Source organism: Pseudomonas syringae, from assembly GCF_021605415.1.
Taxonomy (GTDB): domain Bacteria; phylum Pseudomonadota; class Gammaproteobacteria; order Pseudomonadales; family Pseudomonadaceae; genus Aquipseudomonas; species Aquipseudomonas syringae_S.
Window position 1 is genome coordinate 13913 of record NZ_WKEQ01000028.1, and the last position, 19261, is coordinate 33173.

At 59.2% G+C, this 19261-nt stretch carries 20 protein-coding genes and 1 tRNA gene; 15 read left to right on the plus strand and 6 right to left on the minus strand.

The genetic code is table 11. From position 1 onward, the window contains the following. The first annotated feature begins 258 nt into the window (after positions 1-258). Positions 259-930 carry a response regulator gene (locus GIW69_RS18820; protein WP_236484291.1) on the plus strand — a complete coding sequence of 224 codons (672 nt, stop codon included), beginning with the start codon at positions 259-261 and terminating at the stop codon, positions 928-930. Further along, positions 923-2308, plus strand: coding sequence for a sensor histidine kinase (locus GIW69_RS18825; RefSeq protein WP_236484292.1), 1386 nt, complete (start codon positions 923-925; stop codon positions 2306-2308). The genes GIW69_RS18820 and GIW69_RS18825 overlap by 8 nt, the downstream gene beginning before the upstream one ends. 41 nt (positions 2309-2349) lie before the next feature. On the opposite strand, the gene GIW69_RS18830 is transcribed toward GIW69_RS18825, so the two are convergent. Together GIW69_RS18830 and ygfZ are read right to left on the minus strand one after the other, a co-directional pair. After that, positions 2350-3171 carry an HDOD domain-containing protein gene (locus GIW69_RS18830; RefSeq protein WP_236484293.1) on the minus strand — a complete coding sequence of 274 codons (822 nt, stop codon included), beginning with the start codon at positions 3169-3171 and terminating at the stop codon, positions 2350-2352. Positions 3172-3205: 34 nt separating this feature from the next. Continuing rightward, on the minus strand, positions 3206-4147 hold the full coding sequence (ygfZ, locus tag GIW69_RS18835) for a CAF17-like 4Fe-4S cluster assembly/insertion protein YgfZ (protein ID WP_236484294.1): 942 nt from the start codon (positions 4145-4147) through the stop codon (positions 3206-3208). Positions 4148-4296: 149 nt separating this feature from the next. On the opposite strand from ygfZ, the gene GIW69_RS18840 reads away from it, so the two are divergent. Together GIW69_RS18840 and GIW69_RS18845 are read left to right on the plus strand one after the other, a co-directional pair. Continuing rightward, on the plus strand, positions 4297-4551 hold the full coding sequence (locus tag GIW69_RS18840) for an FAD assembly factor SdhE (RefSeq protein WP_236484295.1): 255 nt from the start codon (positions 4297-4299) through the stop codon (positions 4549-4551). Next, the gene (locus GIW69_RS18845; protein WP_236484296.1) at positions 4535-4987 is read left to right on the plus strand and encodes a protein YgfX; all 453 of its coding nucleotides are present in this window, start codon (positions 4535-4537) and stop codon (positions 4985-4987) included. Before GIW69_RS18840 ends, GIW69_RS18845 begins: the two co-directional genes overlap by 17 nt. Here GIW69_RS18845 and nadB read toward each other — a convergent pair. Then, positions 4956-6572, minus strand: coding sequence for an L-aspartate oxidase (gene nadB, locus GIW69_RS18850; protein ID WP_236484297.1), 1617 nt, complete (start codon positions 6570-6572; stop codon positions 4956-4958). The genes GIW69_RS18845 and nadB overlap by 32 nt on opposite strands. Positions 6573-7128: 556 nt before the next feature. Between nadB and rpoE the strand changes: the two genes are divergently transcribed. The 4 genes from rpoE to GIW69_RS18870 all read left to right on the plus strand — a co-directional run bounded on the left by rpoE (position 7129) and on the right by GIW69_RS18870 (position 10937). After that, positions 7129-7710: an RNA polymerase sigma factor RpoE/AlgU gene (gene rpoE, locus GIW69_RS18855; protein ID WP_003172477.1), complete on the plus strand. Its 582-nt coding sequence runs from the start codon at positions 7129-7131 to the stop codon at positions 7708-7710. A 31-nt stretch (positions 7711-7741) separates the two neighbouring features. Then, entirely contained in the window at positions 7742-8329 is a 588-nt protein-coding gene (locus GIW69_RS18860; protein WP_236484298.1) for an RseA family anti-sigma factor, read from the plus strand. 8 nt (positions 8330-8337) lie between these two features. After that, positions 8338-9300, plus strand: a complete 963-nt coding sequence (locus tag GIW69_RS18865) for a MucB/RseB C-terminal domain-containing protein (RefSeq protein ID WP_236484299.1) — start codon at positions 8338-8340, stop codon at positions 9298-9300. Positions 9301-9506: 206 nt separating this feature from the next. Continuing rightward, positions 9507-10937: a DegQ family serine endoprotease gene (locus GIW69_RS18870; RefSeq protein WP_236484300.1), complete on the plus strand. Its 1431-nt coding sequence runs from the start codon at positions 9507-9509 to the stop codon at positions 10935-10937. 70 nt (positions 10938-11007) lie between these two features. Here the strand turns inward: GIW69_RS18870 and GIW69_RS18875 are convergent, their stop codons facing one another. Next, positions 11008-12441, minus strand: a complete 1434-nt coding sequence (locus GIW69_RS18875) for a M48 family metalloprotease (protein WP_236484301.1) — start codon at positions 12439-12441, stop codon at positions 11008-11010. 96 nt (positions 12442-12537) lie between these two features. On the opposite strand from GIW69_RS18875, the gene GIW69_RS18880 reads away from it, so the two are divergent. Both GIW69_RS18880 and GIW69_RS18885 read left to right on the plus strand, forming a co-directional pair. Next, on the plus strand, positions 12538-12777 hold the full coding sequence (locus GIW69_RS18880; protein WP_236484302.1) for a sulfurtransferase TusA family protein: 240 nt from the start codon (positions 12538-12540) through the stop codon (positions 12775-12777). 31 nt (positions 12778-12808) lie between these two features. Next, a complete protein-coding gene (locus tag GIW69_RS18885; RefSeq protein WP_236484303.1) occupies positions 12809-13879 on the plus strand; it encodes an AI-2E family transporter in 1071 nt (356 codons plus the stop codon). 50 nt (positions 13880-13929) lie between these two features. Here the strand turns inward: GIW69_RS18885 and GIW69_RS18890 are convergent, their stop codons facing one another. Continuing rightward, the gene (locus GIW69_RS18890; RefSeq protein ID WP_236484304.1) at positions 13930-14403 is read right to left on the minus strand and encodes a peroxiredoxin family protein; all 474 of its coding nucleotides are present in this window, start codon (positions 14401-14403) and stop codon (positions 13930-13932) included. Positions 14404-14413: 10 nt separating this feature from the next. Beyond that, complete coding sequence (locus GIW69_RS18895) at positions 14414-14974, minus strand: glycine cleavage system transcriptional repressor (RefSeq protein ID WP_236484305.1); 561 nt, start codon at positions 14972-14974, stop codon at positions 14414-14416. A 328-nt stretch (positions 14975-15302) separates the two neighbouring features. On the opposite strand from GIW69_RS18895, the gene dapA reads away from it, so the two are divergent. From dapA to GIW69_RS18920, 5 genes are all read left to right on the plus strand, one after another. After that, on the plus strand, positions 15303-16181 hold the full coding sequence (gene dapA / locus GIW69_RS18900; RefSeq protein WP_236484306.1) for a 4-hydroxy-tetrahydrodipicolinate synthase: 879 nt from the start codon (positions 15303-15305) through the stop codon (positions 16179-16181). Positions 16182-16198: 17 nt separating this feature from the next. Further along, complete coding sequence (bamC, locus tag GIW69_RS18905; protein WP_236484307.1) at positions 16199-17314, plus strand: NlpB/DapX family lipoprotein; 1116 nt, start codon at positions 16199-16201, stop codon at positions 17312-17314. 4 nt (positions 17315-17318) lie between these two features. Beyond that, complete coding sequence (locus GIW69_RS18910; RefSeq protein ID WP_236484308.1) at positions 17319-18080, plus strand: MBL fold metallo-hydrolase; 762 nt, start codon at positions 17319-17321, stop codon at positions 18078-18080. Positions 18081-18108: 28 nt separating this feature from the next. Further along, complete coding sequence (purC, locus tag GIW69_RS18915; RefSeq protein WP_008077821.1) at positions 18109-18822, plus strand: phosphoribosylaminoimidazolesuccinocarboxamide synthase; 714 nt, start codon at positions 18109-18111, stop codon at positions 18820-18822. 83 nt (positions 18823-18905) lie between these two features. Further along, positions 18906-18995 (plus strand) — tRNA-Ser (locus tag GIW69_RS18920). Positions 18996-19261: the final 266 nt, after the last annotated feature.

Sequence of the window (19261 nt, forward strand, 5' to 3'; positions counted from 1 at the left end):
GATGCGATACCTCGTTATTGTTCTTATGGGTCGAAAACGCTTCGTGGCGTTTTTCGTGCGCTGATTGGCGGCAGCGCTGAATGTTGAAACATTCCGTAACCGGACTCTAACGGCCCAACCTTTCGCTAACCTTTCAATAAGCTTTCAGCAGGCTTTCACCCACCTTTCAATAGGAGGCGGGGCTTCACACCGGCGGCGTCGGCTGTAAACTTCGCGCCAAAGAATGGCGTCGACCATCCCTGAATGAGGTGTAAAACCATGCGTGTCCTGCTCGTCGAAGATCATCTGCAGCTCGCCGAAAGCGTCGCCCAGGCGCTGAAGAGCACCGGTTTGACCGTGGACGTGTTGCACGACGGCGTCGCGGCAGATCTGGCGCTTGGCAGTGAGGAATATGCCGTGGTGATCCTCGACGTCGGCCTGCCGCGCATGGACGGTTTCGAAGTGCTGGCACGCTTGCGTGCCCGAGGCAAAAATCTGCCGGTGCTGATGCTCACCGCACGCAGCGACGTCAAGGATCGGGTGCACGGGCTCAACCTCGGCGCCGATGACTACCTGGCCAAACCGTTTGAACTGACTGAGCTGGAGGCTCGAGTCAAAGCCCTGCTGCGCCGCAGCGTGCTCGGCGGCGAACGGGTGCAGCGTTGCGGCGTGCTGGCGTACGATCTCGAGACTCGGCGCTTTACCCTTGGCGAAGAATTGCTGACGCTGACCTCGCGCGAACAAGCGGTGCTTGAAGCGTTGATCGCACGGCCGGGGCGGGTGATGAGCAAGGAACAACTGGCGGCACAGGTGTTCGGTCTCGACGAAGAGGCCAGCCCCGACGCCATCGAAATCTACGTCCACCGACTGCGCAAAAAACTCGATGGCCAACCGGTGGCCATTGTGACGTTCCGGGGCCTCGGTTATTTGCTGGAAAGCCGCGATGCATAATCCCAGCAGTCTGCGCTGGCGGTTGCTGTGGAACCTCGCGTTGTTGCTCGTGGGGCTGACAATCGCCAGTACGTTAAGCGCCTACTGGAATGGGCGCGAAGCGGCCGATACGGCCTACGACCGCACCTTGCTGGCATCCGCACGCACCATCGCCGCCGGACTGTCCCAGCGCGACGGCAGCCTGAGCGCCGACGTGCCGTACGTGGCGCTCGATACGTTCGCCTACGACAGCGCCGGACGAATTTTCTATCTGGTCAACGACATCAATCAGAAGCTGATTTCGGGCTACGAAAATCTCCCGGGGCCACCGCCCGGCACGCCGCGTACCGATGATTATCCGGCGCTGGCACGTTTCTACGACGCCAAATACCAAGGCCAGAACGTGCGCGTTGTCAGCCTGCTCAAAGCGGTCAGCGAGCCGAACATGAACGGCATGGCGGAGATTCGCGTCGCTGAAACCGACGAAGCCCGGGTGAAAATGGCCCGCAGTCTGATGGCCGATACATTGTTGCGCCTGGGCATGCTGGGGATTGGCGCGTTGCTGATGGTGTGGTTTGCGGTGAGTGCCGCATTGCGGCCGCTGGAGCGTTTGCGCACGGCAGTGGAAGAGCGTCAGCCCGATGATCTGCGGCCACTGCCGCTGGTGGAAGTGCAGCACGAACTGTGGCCGTTGGTGCGCGCGCTTAACCATTTCACCGAGCGCCTGCGCGGGCAGTTCGAGCGTCAGGCGCAATTCATTGCCGATGCCGCTCACGAATTGCGCACGCCTCTGGCGGCACTCAAGGCGCGGCTGGAACTGGGGTTGCGGTCGAGCGAGCCCGAGACTTGGCGCAGCACGCTGGAATCTTCCGCCCAAGGCACTGATCGATTGACTCATCTGGCCAATCAATTGCTGTCGATGGCGCGGGTCGAAAACGGTGCGCGGGCGATTGCTGAGGGCGGTGCGCAATTGCTCGACCTGAGCCAGTTGGCCCGGGAACTGGGCATGGCCATGGCGCCGCTGGCTCACGCCCGAGGCGTCGCATTGGCGCTGGAGGCGGACGAGCCGGTGTGGTTGCGCGGCGAACCGACCTTGCTGAATGAACTGCTGAGCAATCTGGTGGACAACGCGCTGGCGCACACGCCGTCGGGCGGCAACGTGATTTTGCGGGTCTCGGCGCCGGCGGTGTTGGAAGTCGAGGATGACGGGCCGGGCATTCCACTGGAGGAGCGTGAGCGGGTGTTCGAACGTTTCTATCGCCGCAATCAGCAGGTGGCAGGATCCGGGTTGGGGTTGGCAATCGTCGGCGAAATCTGCCGCGCGCACCTGGCGCAGATCAGTCTGCATGATGGCGAGAAGGCGGGGTTGAAGGTGCGGGTGAGTTTTATTGCAGGATGATTGTGGTGCTGGTCCCGGCCTCTTCGCGAGCAGGCTCGGGATCAGTAAAACATCGACCGCGATTCTTCCAGATCCGCGCACATGGCCGCGTTATCCGGATCGATGCCGAGCTTGCGAAATGCCGGGACACTGAGCGGATCGATTCGCGCAAACGGGTGGTCGCTGTCCTTGTGGCAATACAGGCTCGCCACCTGCACCAGATCGACGTAATCGATTTGCGCCGAATCGCGTTTGAAATCCTGATACAGCCCGGGCAATTGCACCAGCCGCTCCGGAAACTCCCAGACCCGCAGCAGCTTATCGCCGAGTAATGGATGAATACGGTCGATCACATGGTTGAGGCTGACGGGGTCGGACAGCAACTCATAGTGATCTTCGGCATAGGTGAGAATCGGCAACACGCCGATCTGATGCACCAACCCACCGAGTGCAGCCTGATCCGGCTTGAGCTGGGTGTGGCGGCGGCACAGCGCATAGCTGACCCCGGCGATCTCCAGGCTTTTGCGCCAGACATCACGCATCTTCTGCTCAACAACTTCGGAGCGGGCGTGGAAAATCTGCTCCATCACCAGCCCGATTGCCAGGTTGCTGCTGTAGTTGACGCCCAGGCGAGTGATGGCGGTGTGCAGGTCGGTGACTTCCTGGGTGGCGCGTAACAAAGGACTGTTGACCACCTTGATCAGGCGCGCCGACAACGCGGTGTCGCGGCCGATGACTTTGCTCAGCTCACTGACGCTGATGTCCGGATTCTCGGCGGCCTTGCGAATCTGCATGGCCACTTCCGGCAATGTCGGCAGAACCAGGTCATCGTTATCGATGGCCTCAACCAAATCCTGTTGGACCTTATCCGCCAGCTCGCTCATGTGAATTCTCTAGGTCTTGCAGCCAAAGCGGCGATCAGCGCTGGATTTCGCGGTCGCGATCCAGTTCGTACGGCAGGTCGAGTACATGCAAAGCGGGGCCCTCGGGCGTGCCCACATGCAAATCGCCGGCTTCAGCAGCTTCGGCCTGCAATACGGCGAGCAGTTCAATCTGTTGTTCGGCACGGGCAGCCAGCACGACTTCACCGATGGCGCTGTTGTGGCTTGGGGCGAACAGCGGCGTGCCGGGCTCAGGCAATTCGCTGGCGTCCAGTTGCACCCGATACAGGCGACGCTTGAGTTTGCCCAGATACTGCATGCGCGCGACGATTTCCTGGCCGGTGTAGCAGCCCTTCTTGAAGCTGACGCCGCCGACGGCCTGCAGGTTGAGCATCTGCGGGATGAACAGCTCGCGCGTGCTCGGCATGACCTGACCGATACCGGCGCGGATCTGGCCCAGCAGCCATTGATTCAGTTCGGCTTCGGGTAACTGGGCGGACAATTGGCCTTTGACGGCGTCAGCCTGATCGACCGCCACCCACAGTTCGGCGCGATCCGGCGACACGCGGATGGCGATCAGACCTTCGCCACGCGCCACGCTGTCGGTCTCGGCCGGAAGAGCCAGGCCGAGGCTGGCGAGCTCGGCATCGGCGTGTTCCAGACCGAAGCGCACCCAGGCAGCGCTCTCGTCAGTCAATTTGGATTTGGAGAACACTGCGTACTTTTTCAGATCCGCCAGTTGCGGCTCGAGCAGTTCGCTGGCCATGGCCAGCAGCACGCCGTCGCCTTCGAGCAAAATGCGGAAACTCGATTGCATCCGGCCTTTCTGCGTGCAGCGCGCGCCAAGGCTGGCTTTGGTGTCGCTCAGGTAATTGAGGTTGCAGGTCAGCTGACCTTGCAGGAATTTGCCGGCATCTACGCCGCGAACCGCGAGAACGCCTTCATGAGACAGGGTGCAGAAAAAAGCAGAATCGGCCATGGGTCATCGCAGGGTAAAAAGTCTGGTGCACATCATAAGGGGGCGTTCGTGAAATGGGTAGTTCACAAAGGATCGGTGATGCCCGACCAAAGCCGACTGTGCGACCTGTCTCGGGTCTGTATACTTGCGGCCTATTTGAGGAGCGCTCCATGGTCGAACAAGTTGAACTGAATCGCCTCTTTTGGCACAGCCGTCGCGGGATGCTTGAGCTTGACGTGTTGCTGGTGCCGTTCGTGAAGGAGGTTTACGCAACGCTGAACGAGGTGGATCGTGCGCTGTATGTCCGCCTGCTCGAGTGCGAGGATCAGGACATGTTCGGCTGGTTCATGGAGCGCAGCGAATCCGAAGACGCGGAATTGCAGCGCATGGTCCGGATGATTCTGGATCGTGTCCAGCCCAAGTAATTCGTTTGAATGCCGCTGGCATGCCTCTCGGCAGTTGCTGGCGGCGTACGTTTTGGCCCAGGCGTTCGTTCTGGGTTCATTGTTTCTGCTTGCCGTTCCGCTCTGGATCAGTCTGTTCGCAGCGTTCTGTTGTCTGGCTCACGCTGCGTGGGTGATGCCACGGCAAATCCTCCTGACCCATCCAGAGGCATTTCGCGGATTGCGCCGCGATGCCGATGGCTGGCAGCTATGGAATCCGGCCAATGGCTGGCAGGCGGTGCAATTGCGACCCGACAGCCTCGCGCTGCCGCTGATCGTGGTGCTGCGTTTTCGCTTGAAGGGTGAGCGCCGGGTCAGATCAATCTGTATACCCCGCGACGCGCAGACGGCGGATCTGCACCGACGTCTGCGGGTCAGGCTCAAGTTCAGCCGGCGTAGGTGGGCGGCACCAGAATAGTGTCGAGCGCCTCAGGCAGCAGATCGGGATAGTCGAGGGTGTAGTGAAGTCCGCGGCTTTCCTTGCGCTCCATGGCCGAACAGATCATCAATTCGGCAACTTGCGCGAGGTTGCGCAACTCGATCAGGTCACGACTGACCTTATAGTTGCTGTAGAACTCGTCGATTTCATCCAACAACAGGCGCACACGGTGCTGGGCGCGCTGCAAGCGCTTGTTGGTGCGCACGATGCCGACGTAGTCCCACATGAACCGGCGCAGTTCATCCCAGTTGTGCGCAATGATGACGTCCTCATCGGAGTCAGTGACCTGGCTGGCGTCCCAGACGGGCAGGGCGCTCGGCACTGGAATATCCGGCAATTGCTCAAGGATGTCTGCCGCTGCCGAACGGGCGTAGACGAAACATTCCAGCAGCGAGTTGCTGGCCATGCGGTTAGCGCCATGCAGGCCGGTGAAACTGGTTTCGCCGATGGCATACAGGCCCGGCACATCGGTGCGGCCCTGTTGATCGACCATCACGCCACCGCAGGTGTAGTGCGCGGCGGGTACGACCGGAATGGGTTGTTTGGTGATGTCGATGCCGAATTCCAGGCAGCGTTCATAAACTGTGGGGAAGTGGCTTTTGACGAACTCTTCAGGCTTGTGGCTGATGTCGAGGTAGACGCAATCGACGCCCAGTCGCTTCATTTCATGGTCGATGGCCCGGGCGACTATGTCCCGTGGAGCCAGTTCGGCACGAGAGTCGAATCGCTGCATGAAGCGTTCGCCGTTTGGCAGCTTCAGGTGGGCACCTTCACCGCGAAGCGCCTCGGTGACCAAAAAGCTCTTGGCCTGCGGGTGATACAGGCACGTGGGGTGGAACTGGTTGAATTCCAGATTCGCCACCCGACAGCCCGAACGCCAGGCCATCGCGATGCCATCACCGCAGGCGCCGTCAGGGTTGCTGGTATAGAGGTAAACCTTGGCGGCGCCGCCGGACGCCAGAATCACGAAGCGTGCGCCGTAAGTGTCGACCTCGCCGGTGTTGCGATTGAGCACATAGGCGCCAAGGCAACGGTCACCATCGAGCCCGAGACGCCGTTCGGTGATCAGGTCGACAGCGACGCGCTGTTCGAGCAATTCGATGTTCGTGCGCTCTTGGGCCTGTGCCAGCAAGGTCTTGAAGATTGCAGCACCGGTGGCATCGGCGGCGTGGATGATGCGCCGATGGCTATGGCCGCCTTCGCGAGTCAGGTGGAATTCAAAACCGCCGTCTTCAGTGCCCGACTGTTCGTCGCGGGTAAAGGGCACGCCCTGATCGATCAGCCACTGGATCGCTTCCTTGCTGTGCTCGACGGTGAAACGCACGGCGTCTTCGTGGCAAAGTCCGCCGCCGGCATTCAGGGTGTCGTCAACGTGAGATTCGACAGTATCGGTATCGTCCAGCACGGCAGCGACGCCGCCCTGGGCCCAATAAGTCGAGCCGTTGGCGAGGTTGCCTTTGCTCAATACGGCAATGCGCAAGTGACCGGGAAGGGTCAACGCGAGACTCAAACCGGCAGCGCCGCTGCCAATGACCAATACATCGTGTTGAAACTGTTGGCTCATTTCAGGATTCCGCTTAAAGCGACCCGGGTCGGGGTTGGCGCAAGATACTTGATCCAAGAGTCAAGGCGCCACACAGCGCACTAGTATATAGAGGGGTGGAGCGGCACAATAGCCGGGCTCAGATGGCATTGTGAAACTACTGTGAGCAGTAAATCTGCGCGGTTCGTCGGAAGATTTTTTCGCCTGTTTTGGTAAAAGGCGACTGTATCGGTGACGAAACATGCTTTTTCTGCACACGGTCGCCCAATGTCGGTACTGCACGTCTATAAATATTTGGAACTTTTGCCAAAGGCCCAAGATCAATAGACGGTTGCCTGAACCAAGGGACAGTGTCGGCTCCCGTGCGGAATCTGCTGTTGGATTCCTGCCAGCGAATCGATGAAAAGATTATTCGCGCAGCCGGTTTATCCCGAGCTGCGTTTTTCGTGCGTGCCAAATCAGAGCGCGCAGGAAACTTGCTTGGAGGGGGAGAACTTTTGCGAAAAGCCCGAGTCTATGTTTGCAAGTCTGGTCGTTTGGCCATGCAAGGCTCCTCTGAGCTTATCGAGGAGAGTTCATGCTAACCCAGGAAGAGGATCAGCAGCTGGTCGAGCGCGTTCAGCGTGGCGACAAGCGAGCTTTCGATCTGTTGGTGCTGAAGTATCAGCACAAGATTCTCGGGTTGATCGTGCGTTTTGTGCACGACACCCATGAAGCGCAGGACGTTGCTCAGGAAGCTTTTATCAAAGCCTACCGGGCGTTGGGGAATTTTCGCGGAGACAGTGCGTTTTATACGTGGCTCTACCGCATCGCCATTAACACGGCGAAAAACTATCTGGTTTCACGCGGCCGCCGGCCGCCGGATAGCGATGTCAGTTCCGAGGATGCAGAGTTCTACGATGGCGATCACGGCCTGAAGGATCTCGAATCGCCTGAACGTGCATTGCTGCGGGATGAGATCGAAGGCACTGTCCATCGAACCATTCAGCAACTGCCAGAGGATTTGCGCACGGCGTTAACTTTGCGCGAATTCGATGGTCTGAGTTACGAGGACATTGCGAGCGTCATGCAGTGTCCGGTGGGTACCGTGCGCTCCCGGATCTTCCGCGCCCGGGAGGCCATCGATAAAGCCCTGCAACCTTTGTTGCAGGAAAACTAGAGACAGCGGCGATAGCCAAGAGAGGAACGCCATGAGTCGTGAAGCCCTGCAGGAATCGCTGTCCGCAGTGATGGATAACGAAGCGGACGAACTTGAATTGCGTCGAGTGATCAATGCACTGGACGATGTTGAAACCCGTGACACCTGGGCGCGTTACCAGATTGCCCGGGCTGCCATGCATAAGGACTTGCTGCTACCGCGTCTGGATATTGCTGCGGCAGTGTCTGCTGCACTGGAAGACGAAACGGCTCCGGCCAAGGTTTCGCGTAGCCCTTGGCGCAATCTCGGTCGTCTGGCCGTTGCGGCCTCGGTGACTGTTGCAGTTTTGGCCGGTGTGCGCCTCTACAACCAGGACGAAATTGCCGGTGTCGAACTGGCCCAGCAGTCGAACCAGTCCTCGCTGGCTGCGCCGCAGGTTAAAGGTCCGGCTGTGTTGGCAGGCTACAAGGAAAGCTCGGAAACCACCGGCCCGATGGCCAATGGTGTTCTGCAAGGTCAGCCAGGCTGGCATGATCAGCGTCTGCCAGGCTACTTGCGTCAGCACGCCCAACAGGCTGCTCTGAAAGGTACTGAAAGCGCGCTGCCGTACGCACGTGCAGCAAGTCTGGAAAACCGTTAAGGAGGATCATGCGCGCCATACCTCTACTTTCGCTTCTGCTCAGTGGCTGGTTCGTTGTTCCAGCCCACGCCGATGAAGCCCAAGACTGGTTGACCCGTCTGGGCAAGGCCGAGCAGCAGCAGAGCTTTCACGGTACTTTCGTTTACGAGCGCAATGGCAGTTTTTCGACCCACACCATCTGGCATCGTGTCCAGAATGGTCAAATCCGTGAGCGGTTACTACAGCTCGACGGATCTGCGCAGGAAGTGGTACGTGTCGATGGACGTACGCAATGCGTCAGCGGCACGTTGATAGCGGGGCTGGGGGATTCTCCCAACTCTGCGGCCCGCGCCCTCGATCCCCAAAAGCTCAAGAATTGGTATGACCTTGCCGTCGTTGGCAAGTCGCGTGTGGCCGGACGTGAAGCGGTGATCCTATCGCTCACGCCTCGTGACCAGCATCGATACGGGTTTGAGTTGCACTTGGACAAGCAGACCGGGTTGCCACTAAAATCGTTGCTGCTCAACGACAAAGGGCAATTGCTGGAGCGCTTTCAGTTCACGCGGCTGAATACTGACGAAGTGCCGTCGGACAAGGATCTTCAGGCCGACTCTGATTGCAAGGCCATCACGCTGGACAGTGACAAGGCCTCTGCCATCAAGACCGCTCAGGTCTGGCACTCAGAGTGGGTGCCACCCGGTTTCGAATTGACCAGCAGCACCTCGCATAAAGACCCGGAAACGAAGACTCAAGTCAGCAGTTTGATGTATGACGACGGTCTGGCGCGCTTCTCCGTGTTTCTTGAGCCGTTGAACGGTGCGACCGTTACGGACACCCGTACTCAATTAGGCCCGACGGTTGCCGTGTCCCGGCGGCTGACGACTCCTCAGGGTGAGATGATGGTCACCGTGGTCGGGGAAATTCCAATCGGTACCGCTGAACGCATTGCGCTTTCCATGCGCAACGGCGATGCGGCCACCAGTAAGCAATGAGTTGAACCCCGCCATCTCACCTCGTCGCCGAGCCGTCGAAATGTTTGCTGAGCATTTTCATTTGCAAATCACCCAAAAATTTTTTATAGGTCAGGGCTTCACGGCTCTGGCCTTGTTGTTGTTCCCGGAACAAAAATGCCGGCCCGCAGTTTCCGGTGTTCCCTTGCTCCATATCGCTTAACCCTGCTCGTCGTAACGGGAGCTGTATGTCGATACCTAGCTTGAAATCTTATCTATCCATTTTCGCCACCGTGCTGGTGCTCGGTCAGGCGGTTCCTGCCGTGCAGGCGGCTGACCTGCCGGACTTCACTCAACTGGTCGAGCAAGCTTCGCCAGCCGTGGTGAACATCAGTACCACCCAGAAGCTGCCTGATCGTAGAGTGAATCAGCAGATGCCGGACCTGGAAGGCTTGCCGCCAATGCTGCGTGAGTTTTTCGAGCGTGGCATGCCGCCTCAGCAGCGTTCGCCGCGCGGTGATCGTCAGCGTGAGGCCCAATCCCTGGGGTCGGGTTTCATCATCTCGGCTGACGGTTACATTCTCACGAATAACCATGTGATTGCCGACGCCGACGAAATCCTCGTCCGTCTGGCCGACCGTAGCGAAATGAAAGCCAAACTTGTCGGCACCGACCCGCGTTCCGACGTGGCGCTGTTAAAGATCGAAGGCAAGGATCTGCCGGTGCTCAAGCTCGGCAAGTCCCAAGATCTGAAAGCTGGCCAGTGGGTCGTCGCGATCGGTTCGCCATTCGGCTTCGATCACACCGTGACCCAGGGCATCGTCAGTGCTGTCGGCCGTAGCCTGCCGAACGAAAACTACGTGCCGTTCATCCAGACCGACGTGCCGATCAACCCAGGCAATTCCGGTGGTCCGCTGTTCAACCTGAATGGCGAAGTGGTGGGGATCAACTCGCAGATCTACACCCGCTCCGGCGGCTTCATGGGCGTGTCGTTCGCGATCCCTATCGACGTGGCCCTGGACGTTTCCAATCAACTTAAAAGCGGCGGAAAAGTAAGCCGTGGCTGGTTGGGTGTGGTCATTCAGGAAGTGAACAAGGATCTCGCCGAGTCGTTCGGTCTGGAAAAACCGGCCGGTGCCCTGGTCGCGCAGATTCAGGATGACGGTCCGGCAGCGAAGGGCGGCCTGCAAGTGGGCGACGTGATCCTGAGCATGAACGGGCAGCCGATTGTCATGTCAGCGGATCTGCCTCATCTGGTCGGTGCACTCAAGGCTGGGGCGAAAGCCAATCTGGAAGTGATTCGTGAAGGCAAACGCAAGAATGTCGAGCTGACCGTTGGCGCGATACCTGATGAGGATAAAGAGCTGGACGCGTTGCCGAAATCCGGCGTCGAGACCAGCAGCAACCGTCTGGGCGTTGCGGTCGGTGAACTGACTGCCGAGCAGAAGAAAACCTACGACCTGAAAGGTGGTGTGGTGATCAAGGAAGTTCAGGACGGCCCGGCTGCCCTGATCGGTCTGCAACCCGGCGACGTCATCACTCACCTGAACAATCAAGCCATCGGTTCCGCCAAAGAGTTCGGCGAAATCGCCAAGGCGCTGCCGAAGAACCGTTCGGTGTCGATGCGCGTTCTGCGTCAGGGCCGTGCGAGTTTCATTACCTTCAAACTGGCCGAATAATCCAGCTGAGCGGTAAATAAAAACCGCCTCGAAAGAGGCGGTTTTTTTGTGCCGGAAAGTTGAGGTGGGATTAGCCCATCATGTCCTTGACCATGCGCTCCTGTTCCATCAGTTCGCGCTGGCGGGCATCAATGCGTGAAGACAGTGGGAAGTTGCTGCCGGCCTTGCGTTTGGCGAAGTCCAGTTGCTGGATGGCCTGACGATAATCGCCGACCAGTGCGAAGTATTCGGCGCGGGCCTGGTGCAAACCGATGATGTTGCCGGACAAGCCGCGTGTCTCGGCGACCTGATACCAGATGTCCGGATCATCGGGGCGGGATTTGAGCAGGTTTTCCAGCGCTTTTTCCGCATCGGCGGCGCGGTTCTGTTTGAGCAGCAAATCGACGCGTACTTGATTCAGCGGATAGTTGCCGGGATATTGCGCCAGCATGCGGTCGACCCGCGACTGCGCATCGGGCAAGCGATTGTTGGTGATGTCCAAATCGACCTGAGCGAGGTTGTAAATGATCTCGTTCGGCGATGTGGCCAACAGCTGCTTGAGATTCTCCCGTGCCTCATTCAACTGGCCACCCTTAATCTGCGCAATCGCCAGACCGTAGCGGGCTACGTCGTTTTTCGGGTTCTCATCCAGCTCAGCGCGAAAGCGTTTGGCGCCCAGCCCCGGGGTTTCTTCGTAGATCAGCTTCACCCGAGCGCGAATCAACTGATAGCGCTTGGAATCTTCGATGCCGCCGGGCTTGGCCTGCTCGGCGCGGTTGCGGGTGTCGGCAATCCGCGATTCGGTTACCGGGTGCGTCAACAGGAATTCCGGCGGTTTGGCGTCGAAGCGATATTGGCGCATCAAACGCTCGAACATGGTTGGCATCGAGCGAGGGTCGTAACCGGCCTTTTCCAGATTGAGGATGCCGATACGGTCGGCTTCCTGCTCGTTCTGGCGCGAGAAGCGCCGCTGTTCCTGTATTGCCGCCGCCTGCGTGCCGGCAATCGCAGCGATACCGGCATCACCGGCCCCAGCGGCGGCCATCACAATGCCGGCGAGCAGCGCGGCCATCATCGGCACCTGCATCCGCTGCGAGGCTTCTACGCCGCGAGCAAAGTGGCGTTGAGACAAGTGCGCGAGTTCGTGGGCCAGTACCGACGCATATTCGCCCTCAGTCTGGGCATTGAGGAACAGACCACCATTGACCCCGACCACGCCACCCGGTGCGGCGAAAGCGTTGAGCTGCGGACTGTTGATCAGGATGAACTCAAGGCGCCGGTCGTTGACCTGGCTGGTTTCCACCAGTTTGTAGACGCTGGATTCGACGTAGTCCTTAAGTTGCGGGTCGTTGAGCTGGGACACCTGGCTTCGCAGCAGCGCCAGCCAGGCGCGACCCAACTGAAATTCCTGTTGTGGAGAGACAATGGCAGAACTGGCGTCACCGAGAGACGGCAGGTCGTCGGCGAAGCCCGGTGAGGCAAGCAGGCAAGCGAGCGTCAGCAGGGTAGGGCGCAGGAAGGTCATGCACAGAGCCTTGGTCGACAAAGAGCTTACTGTAGCCGGACACCAGCCCTGCGACCAGATATTCTAGGCAACTCGAACCTGATCCGGAGTGACGCAATGACTGACGCTGTAGCCCATGACTGTGAATTGGACGCCAGTGGCCTGAATTGCCCGTTGCCGTTGCTCAAGGCCAAGATGGAGTTGAATAAGCTGGCCAGTGGCGCCGTGCTTAAGGTCATCGCCACGGACGCCGGCTCGCAGCGTGACTTCCGCACCTTTGCCAAGTTGGCCGGACATACGCTGCTGCGTGAAGAAGACGAAGCGGGCGTCTACCGTTACTGGTTGAAAAAGGCCTGAAGCCGACGGCGTAAATGACTAAGGATTATTGATGTTCAAAGTGTTGCGCGACTGGATTCAGCGCTACTTCTCCGACGAAGAAGCCGTGGTGCTTGCGGTACTGCTGTTTCTGGCCTTCACCGCTGTGCTCACGCTGGGCGGCATGCTCGCGCCAGTGCTGGCGGGCATGGTGCTCGCCTATCTGATGCAGGGACTAGTCGTTACGCTTGAGCGCCTGCGCGTGCCGGGCGCCGCAGCGGTGGGGCTGGTGTTTGCGTTGTTCATGGGCGTGTTGCTCGTGTTCATCGTCGTGGTGGTACCGTTGCTCTGGCATCAGTTGATCACGCTGTTCAATGAACTGCCGGGCATGCTCGCCAAATGGCAGTCGTTGCTTTTGCTGCTGCCAGAGCGCTACCCGCATCTGGTGTCCGACGAGCAAGTGCTGCAGGCCATCGCAGCGGCGCGCGGCGAAATCGGCAAGTTCGGCCAGTGGGCGCTGACGTTTTCGCTGTCGAGCCTGCCGTTGCTGGTGAACATCATGATCTATCTGGTGCTGGTGCCGATCCTGGTGTTCTTCTTCCTGAAGGATCGGCTGATGATCGGCGAATGGGTGCGAGGTTACTTGCCCCGCGAACGCGCGCTGATTACCCGAGTGGCCCAGGAAATGAACCGGCAGATTGCCAACTACATTCGCGGAAAAGTCATCGAAATCGTTATTTGCGGCGGGGTGACGTACATCGCGTTCGCCGCCCTTGGTCTGAACTACGCGGCATTGCTGGCGTTGCTGGTGGGCGTGTCGGTGGTGGTGCCGTATGTGGGGGCGGTGGTGGTGACCGTGCCAGTGTTATTGATCGCATTGTTCCAGTGGGGCTGGAGCGACCAGTTCATTTATTTGATGGCGGTCTACGGGATCATCCAGACACTGGACGGCAACGTGCTGGTGCCGCTGCTGTTTTCGGGGGCGGTGAATTTGCACCCGGTGGCGATTATCTGCGCAGTGTTGCTGTTTGGCGGGTTGTGGGGGTTCTGGGGCGTATTCTTTGCGATTCCCCTCGCGACGCTGTTCAAGGCTGTGCTGGATGCCTGGCCGCGCAAGGAACCTGTGGTGGCGCCGCTGCTTTAAAAACAAAGATCGTCCGAACGCGGCCCCGCCTTCGGACGATCTTTTGATCTTCAGCCCTTGTTCAATTCCTGCGCCGCCGCGAGCACCGCATCGACATGCCCCGGCACTTTCACGCCACGCCATTCCTGGCGCAGCACACCGTCCTTGTCGATTAAAAAAGTGCTGCGATCAACGCCCATGTATTCCTTGCCATAGAGCTTTTTCAGTTTGATCACATCAAACAACTGGCAAACCGCCTCGTCCTTGTCGCTGATCAGCTCGAACGGAAATTCCTGCTTGCCCTTGAAGTTCTCATGGGATTTGAGGCTGTCACGGGAAATCCCGAAGACTTCCGTGTTGGCAGCCTTGAACGCCGCATATTGATCGCGAAAGCCCTGACCCTGAGTGGTGCAGCCTGGCGTGCTGTCCTTCGGATAGAAGTAGATCACCACTTGCTTGCCTTTCAGGGCAGACAGGCTGACGGACTGCCCGCTGGTGGCAGGTGCTTCGAAATCGGCAACCGGCTGGTCGATGACAACGGCCATGAAAACTTCCTTACATTGGGTTTTGTGGGCGCCAAGGCTCGATCAGTGCGTCCAGGTTCATTGCGTCGGCGAAATCCAGGAACTGGTCGCGCAACCAACTGATCTGAGTGCCGGCCGGCAGGGTCACGGTGAACGTGGCGTTGAGCATGGTGCCGCCGGTTTGCGGCGCCTGATACGTATCGCAGGTCAGGTTTTCCAGCTCGACATTGTGATCCATGAAGAACTGACACAGCTCGTTGATGATGTCCGGGCGGTACGCCGAACTCACGTAGGCCACGTAAGGCAACGCCTGCGGGCGGCTTTCGGACGCGGCGCTGCGCACCACGTTGACGGTAAACGCATGACGTTTGGCCAGGCCGGCCAGGCTGCCTTCGAGGCGCGCCAGGGCGTCCCAGCTACCGGAGACTTCGAGCACCAACGCGCTGCACTCGCCGTGGCGGGTCAGGCGGGAAGTCACCACGGCGCAGCGATTCTCATGGCTGGCGCGGCACAGGACGTTGGTCAGCTCCATGGGGTTGGCGCCGAGGGCACTGATGACAAGGAATTGTTCGCGAACTGTGGGGGTGGACATGCAGCATTCCTAAAGCGATGAGCGGTCGGTAGGTTGACGTGCATTGACTGCCGGAAATGCCTGCGCAAGCCTGTCGAGAACTCCGGGCCACGGGTCGCGGGCGGTTCCCATATAGAAGCGGGAATCCATGGCAACAACGCAGGAACGGGATCTGAAGGGCCGAAAAGGAAGGCTGAAACCCGGCGTGCAAGCTGATCAGTACCGATCAAAGTCTGAAGGGTAGCGAAAAGCGGCGCCAAGGGGAATGGCGGCGGCGTAGTACTTCGCTTGTGCAAGCATCTTGGCGCCAGTACCATTACCGCTCTCTTTTTCCGGCAGGAGCGGTTTCATGATTGCGGGCAGTATGGTGGCACTGGTCACTCCCATGGATGCACAAGGGCGTCTTGACTGGGACAGCCTCAGCAAACTCGTGGACTTCCATCTTGAAAACGGTACCCATGCCATTGTCGCGGTCGGCACGACCGGCGAGTCGGCAACCCTGGACGTCGATGAGCACATCGCCGTCATCAAGGCCGTGGTCAAGCAGGTCAATGGCCGTATTCCGGTTATCGCCGGTACCGGCGCCAATTCGACTCGCGAAGCCGTCGAGCTGACCCGCAATGCCAAGGAAGCCGGCGCCGATGCCTGCCTGCTGGTGGTGCCGTACTACAACAAGCCGACTCAGGAAGGTTTGTACCAGCACTTCAAGTTCATCGCCGAAGCGGTCGATATTCCGCAGATCCTCTACAACGTTCCTGGCCGCACGTCCTGCGACATGCAGGCCGAGACCGTGATTCGCCTGTCCACCGTGCCGAACATCATCGGTATCAAGGAAGCCACTGGCGATCTGGCACGTGCCAAGACCATCATCGATGGCGTGAGCAAGGATTTCATCGTGCTGTCGGGCGATGATCCGACCGCGGTCGAGTTGATCCTGCTGGGTGGCAAAGGCAATATCTCCGTCACCGCCAACGTTGCTCCGCGCGACATGGCCGACCTGTGCGAGGCCGCGCTCAAGGGCGACGCCGATACCGCACGGGCAATCAACGAAAAACTGATGCCGCTGCACAAAGACCTGTTCATCGAAGCCAACCCGATTCCGGTGAAGTGGGCTTTGGTCGAAATGGGCCTGATGCACGAAGGCATCCGCCTGCCGCTGACCTGGCTGAGCACCCCTTGTCATGAAACGCTTCGCACGGCTCTGCGCCAGTGCAGCGTCCTGGTTTAATTGAGGAAGTACAACGCATGAAGCGAATGGCCGGACTTTCCGCACTTGCCTTGATTATCTCCAGCACCAGTGGCTGCGGATGGGTCTGGGGCCCGGAAGGTTATTTCCGTGACCGTGGTAGCGATTACCTGGAAGCGCAACAGACAGCACCGATGCAACTGCCACCGGATGTCGCCACCTCCAAGCGTCTGGATCCGCTGCTGCCGATCCCGCGCAACGTCGCCGACGACACTGCCAAGGGCGAATACGTGGTTCCGCGTCCTCAACCGCTGTCGGCCGCCGCCGATGCGACGGACTACTCGCTTCAAAAGAGCGGCGATTCCCGTTGGGTCATGGCTCAGCACCCTCCGGCCGAAGTCTGGCCTGTGGCGATCCAGTTCTTCCAGGACAACGGTTTCCGTCTGGATGAACAGCGTCCGCAGACCGGTGAGTTCACTACCACTTGGCAGCGTTCCGACGAACTGTCCGCTGCCATGGCCAAGCGCTTGAGCGCCGCCGGTGTCGCCGCTGACAGCGAAAGCCGTGTGCGTGTGCGCATCGAGCCAGGCGTGCAGCGCAACACCAGTGAAGTCTACGTGGTCAGCGCCGAGCGTCCTGCCGGCAGTACCGCCGACGTGGATTTCACCAACCGCTCGGTCAACACGGGCCTGGACGCTGCGCTGGTCGACGACATGCTTGCGAGCATGAGCCGTACTTCCGAGAAGGGTGGTTCGGTGTCGATGCTGGCCTCGCGTGATTTCGAGACCCCGAGCCGTGTCAGCCTGAGCGAAGACGGCAGCGGCAACCCGGTGCTTAACGTCGGCCCGGATCTGGATCGTGCCTGGTCCAGTGTCGGTCGGGCGCTGGAACAGGGCGAATGGCGCGTTGAAGACATCAACCGTAGCCTGGGCCTGTACTACATCAACCTGGCCGAAAAAGCCGAGAAGGAAGATGACAAGCCTGGCTTCTTCAGCAGTCTGTTCGGCAGCGCGCCGAGCAAGGAAGAGGTTGAGGCGCGCGCCGAGCGTTACCAGGTGCGTCTGAGCAAGGTTGGCGAGAACGTTCAAGTCACCGTCGAGAAGAACATCAACACCGTTGCCCCGGCCGATGTGGCCCGCAAAGTGTTGAGCGTCATTCAGGACAATCTGGGCTGATCACATGCGTTTTGCCGTTCTCGGCAGCGGTAGCCAAGGGAACGGCACGCTGATCGCCAGTGCTGATACGTACGTGCTGGTAGATTGTGGTTTTTCCCTGCGGGAAACCGAAAAACGCCTGTTGCGCCTGGGTGTTCACCCGGCGCAACTGAGCGCGATACTCGTGACCCACGAACATGCCGACCACGTGCATGGCGTGGGTTTGCTGTCTCGGCGCTACAATCTGCCTGTCTACCTCAGCCGCGGCACGCTGCGCGGGATGCGCAAACCGATTGAACCCACCGGTTTTCTGGCTGGCGGCGAGCAACTGCAGATCGGCGCACTGAATATCGGGGTCATTGCCGTGGCCCATGATGCGCAGGAGCCGACCCAGTACGTGTTCAGTGACAACGAACAGCGGCGCTTCGGCCTGCTGACCGACCTGGGTTCTTACTGCGAGCGGGTGCTGGACGGTTATCGGGATCTCGATGCATTGATGATCGAGTCGAATCATTGTCGTGACATGCTGGCCCGTGGTCATTACCCGTACTTTCTCAAGCAACGGGTGGGCGGCGAGCTGGGACATTTGAACAACCATCAGGCGGCATTCCTGGTGTCCGAGTTGGGCTGGCAAGGTCTGCAACACCTCGTCCTCGCCCATCTGAGCAGCAAGAACAACCTGCCGCAGCTGGCCCGGCAATGTTTTGTCGACACCCTCGGGTGCGACCCGGACTGGCTGCAACTGGCCGATCAAGATTCAGGGCTCGACTGGCGCCACATCGCCTAGCCCAACTACTTAGCAAGCGGAGCCCATCATGGAAAAACGTGAAGAACTCTACCGCGGCAAAGCCAAATCGGTTTACAAGACCGACGATGCTGACCGCTTGATCCTGCTGTTTCGCAACGACACCTCGGCGTTCGACGGCAAGCGCATCGAACAGCTCGACCGCAAGGGCATGGTGAACAACAAGTTCAACGCCTTCATCATGCAGAAACTCGAAGCGGCGGGTATTCCTACCCAATTCGACAAACTGCTGGCCGACAACGAAGTCCTGGTGAAAAAACTCGACATGATCCCGGTCGAGTGCGTCGTGCGTAACTACGCCGCCGGCAGCCTGGTCAAGCGCCTGGGTGTGGAAGAGGGCCTGAAGCTCAATCCATACACCTTCGAACTGTTCCTGAAGGACGACGCCAAGGGCGACCCGTTCATCAACGAATCCCACGTCGTGGCATTCGGTTGGGGCACCGCCGAGCAACTGGTTCGCATGAAAGAACTGTCGCTCAAGGTCAACGAAGTGCTGACCAAGCTGTTCGACGACGCGGGCCTGCTATTGGTCGACTTCAAACTCGAATTCGGCGTATTCAGCGACGGCTCCATCGTCCTCGGTGACGAATTCAGCCCCGACGGCTGCCGCCTCTGGGACAAAGACACCAAGAAGAAGATGGACAAAGACCGCTTCCGCCAGGGCCTCGGTGACGTCATCGAAGCCTACGAAGAAGTCGCCAACCGTCTGGGCGTACCGCTTTAATCGACGCAAGCATCTGATAGCACGGAAAAATTTCGTCTAGGGGGTTCGCTTCCGGCGAAAGTGTTGTTATGATGCGCGCCGTTGGAGAGATGCCAGAGTGGCCGAATGGGACGGATTCGAAATCCGTTGTACCTTCACCGGTACCTAGGGTTCGAATCCCTATCTCTCCGCCATACATATAAAAAGCCCCGCGGCTGAGAAGCTGCGGGGCTTTTTTGTATTTGTCTAGTCCTGAAATAGGTTTACACCTGATTCACCCTAACGCCCGATGCACCGCACCGGGCTTTTTGTTTCGGGTGCGTCTCAGATTGGGTCGCCGCTATTTTGCAACCTTAAACGCCATTCTCTCGGGTTTCGGCGTAACCGCCTTCATGCCTACGACGCTGTCGAAGCCAGTTGATAAACGCCAACTCGCCTCAAATAACTTTGTTCGCGGGCG

Coding starts and splice junctions, on each gene's coding strand:
- GIW69_RS18820 (WP_236484291.1), top strand. CDS start 259: ATGCGTGTCCTGCTCGTCGAAGATCATCTGCAGCTCGCCGAAAGCGTC.
- GIW69_RS18825 (WP_236484292.1), top strand. CDS start 923: ATGCATAATCCCAGCAGTCTGCGCTGGCGGTTGCTGTGGAACCTCGCG.
- GIW69_RS18830 (WP_236484293.1), bottom strand. CDS start 3,171: ATGAGCGAGCTGGCGGATAAGGTCCAACAGGATTTGGTTGAGGCCATC.
- ygfZ (WP_236484294.1), bottom strand. CDS start 4,147: ATGGCCGATTCTGCTTTTTTCTGCACCCTGTCTCATGAAGGCGTTCTC.
- GIW69_RS18840 (WP_236484295.1), top strand. CDS start 4,297: ATGGTCGAACAAGTTGAACTGAATCGCCTCTTTTGGCACAGCCGTCGC.
- nadB (WP_236484297.1), bottom strand. CDS start 6,572: ATGAGCCAACAGTTTCAACACGATGTATTGGTCATTGGCAGCGGCGCT.
- rpoE (WP_003172477.1), top strand. CDS start 7,129: ATGCTAACCCAGGAAGAGGATCAGCAGCTGGTCGAGCGCGTTCAGCGT.
- GIW69_RS18860 (WP_236484298.1), top strand. CDS start 7,742: ATGAGTCGTGAAGCCCTGCAGGAATCGCTGTCCGCAGTGATGGATAAC.
- GIW69_RS18865 (WP_236484299.1), top strand. CDS start 8,338: ATGCGCGCCATACCTCTACTTTCGCTTCTGCTCAGTGGCTGGTTCGTT.
- GIW69_RS18870 (WP_236484300.1), top strand. CDS start 9,507: ATGTCGATACCTAGCTTGAAATCTTATCTATCCATTTTCGCCACCGTG.
- GIW69_RS18875 (WP_236484301.1), bottom strand. CDS start 12,441: ATGACCTTCCTGCGCCCTACCCTGCTGACGCTCGCTTGCCTGCTTGCC.
- GIW69_RS18880 (WP_236484302.1), top strand. CDS start 12,538: ATGACTGACGCTGTAGCCCATGACTGTGAATTGGACGCCAGTGGCCTG.
- GIW69_RS18885 (WP_236484303.1), top strand. CDS start 12,809: ATGTTCAAAGTGTTGCGCGACTGGATTCAGCGCTACTTCTCCGACGAA.
- GIW69_RS18890 (WP_236484304.1), bottom strand. CDS start 14,403: ATGGCCGTTGTCATCGACCAGCCGGTTGCCGATTTCGAAGCACCTGCC.
- GIW69_RS18895 (WP_236484305.1), bottom strand. CDS start 14,974: ATGTCCACCCCCACAGTTCGCGAACAATTCCTTGTCATCAGTGCCCTC.
- dapA (WP_236484306.1), top strand. CDS start 15,303: ATGATTGCGGGCAGTATGGTGGCACTGGTCACTCCCATGGATGCACAA.
- bamC (WP_236484307.1), top strand. CDS start 16,199: ATGAAGCGAATGGCCGGACTTTCCGCACTTGCCTTGATTATCTCCAGC.
- GIW69_RS18910 (WP_236484308.1), top strand. CDS start 17,319: ATGCGTTTTGCCGTTCTCGGCAGCGGTAGCCAAGGGAACGGCACGCTG.
- purC (WP_008077821.1), top strand. CDS start 18,109: ATGGAAAAACGTGAAGAACTCTACCGCGGCAAAGCCAAATCGGTTTAC.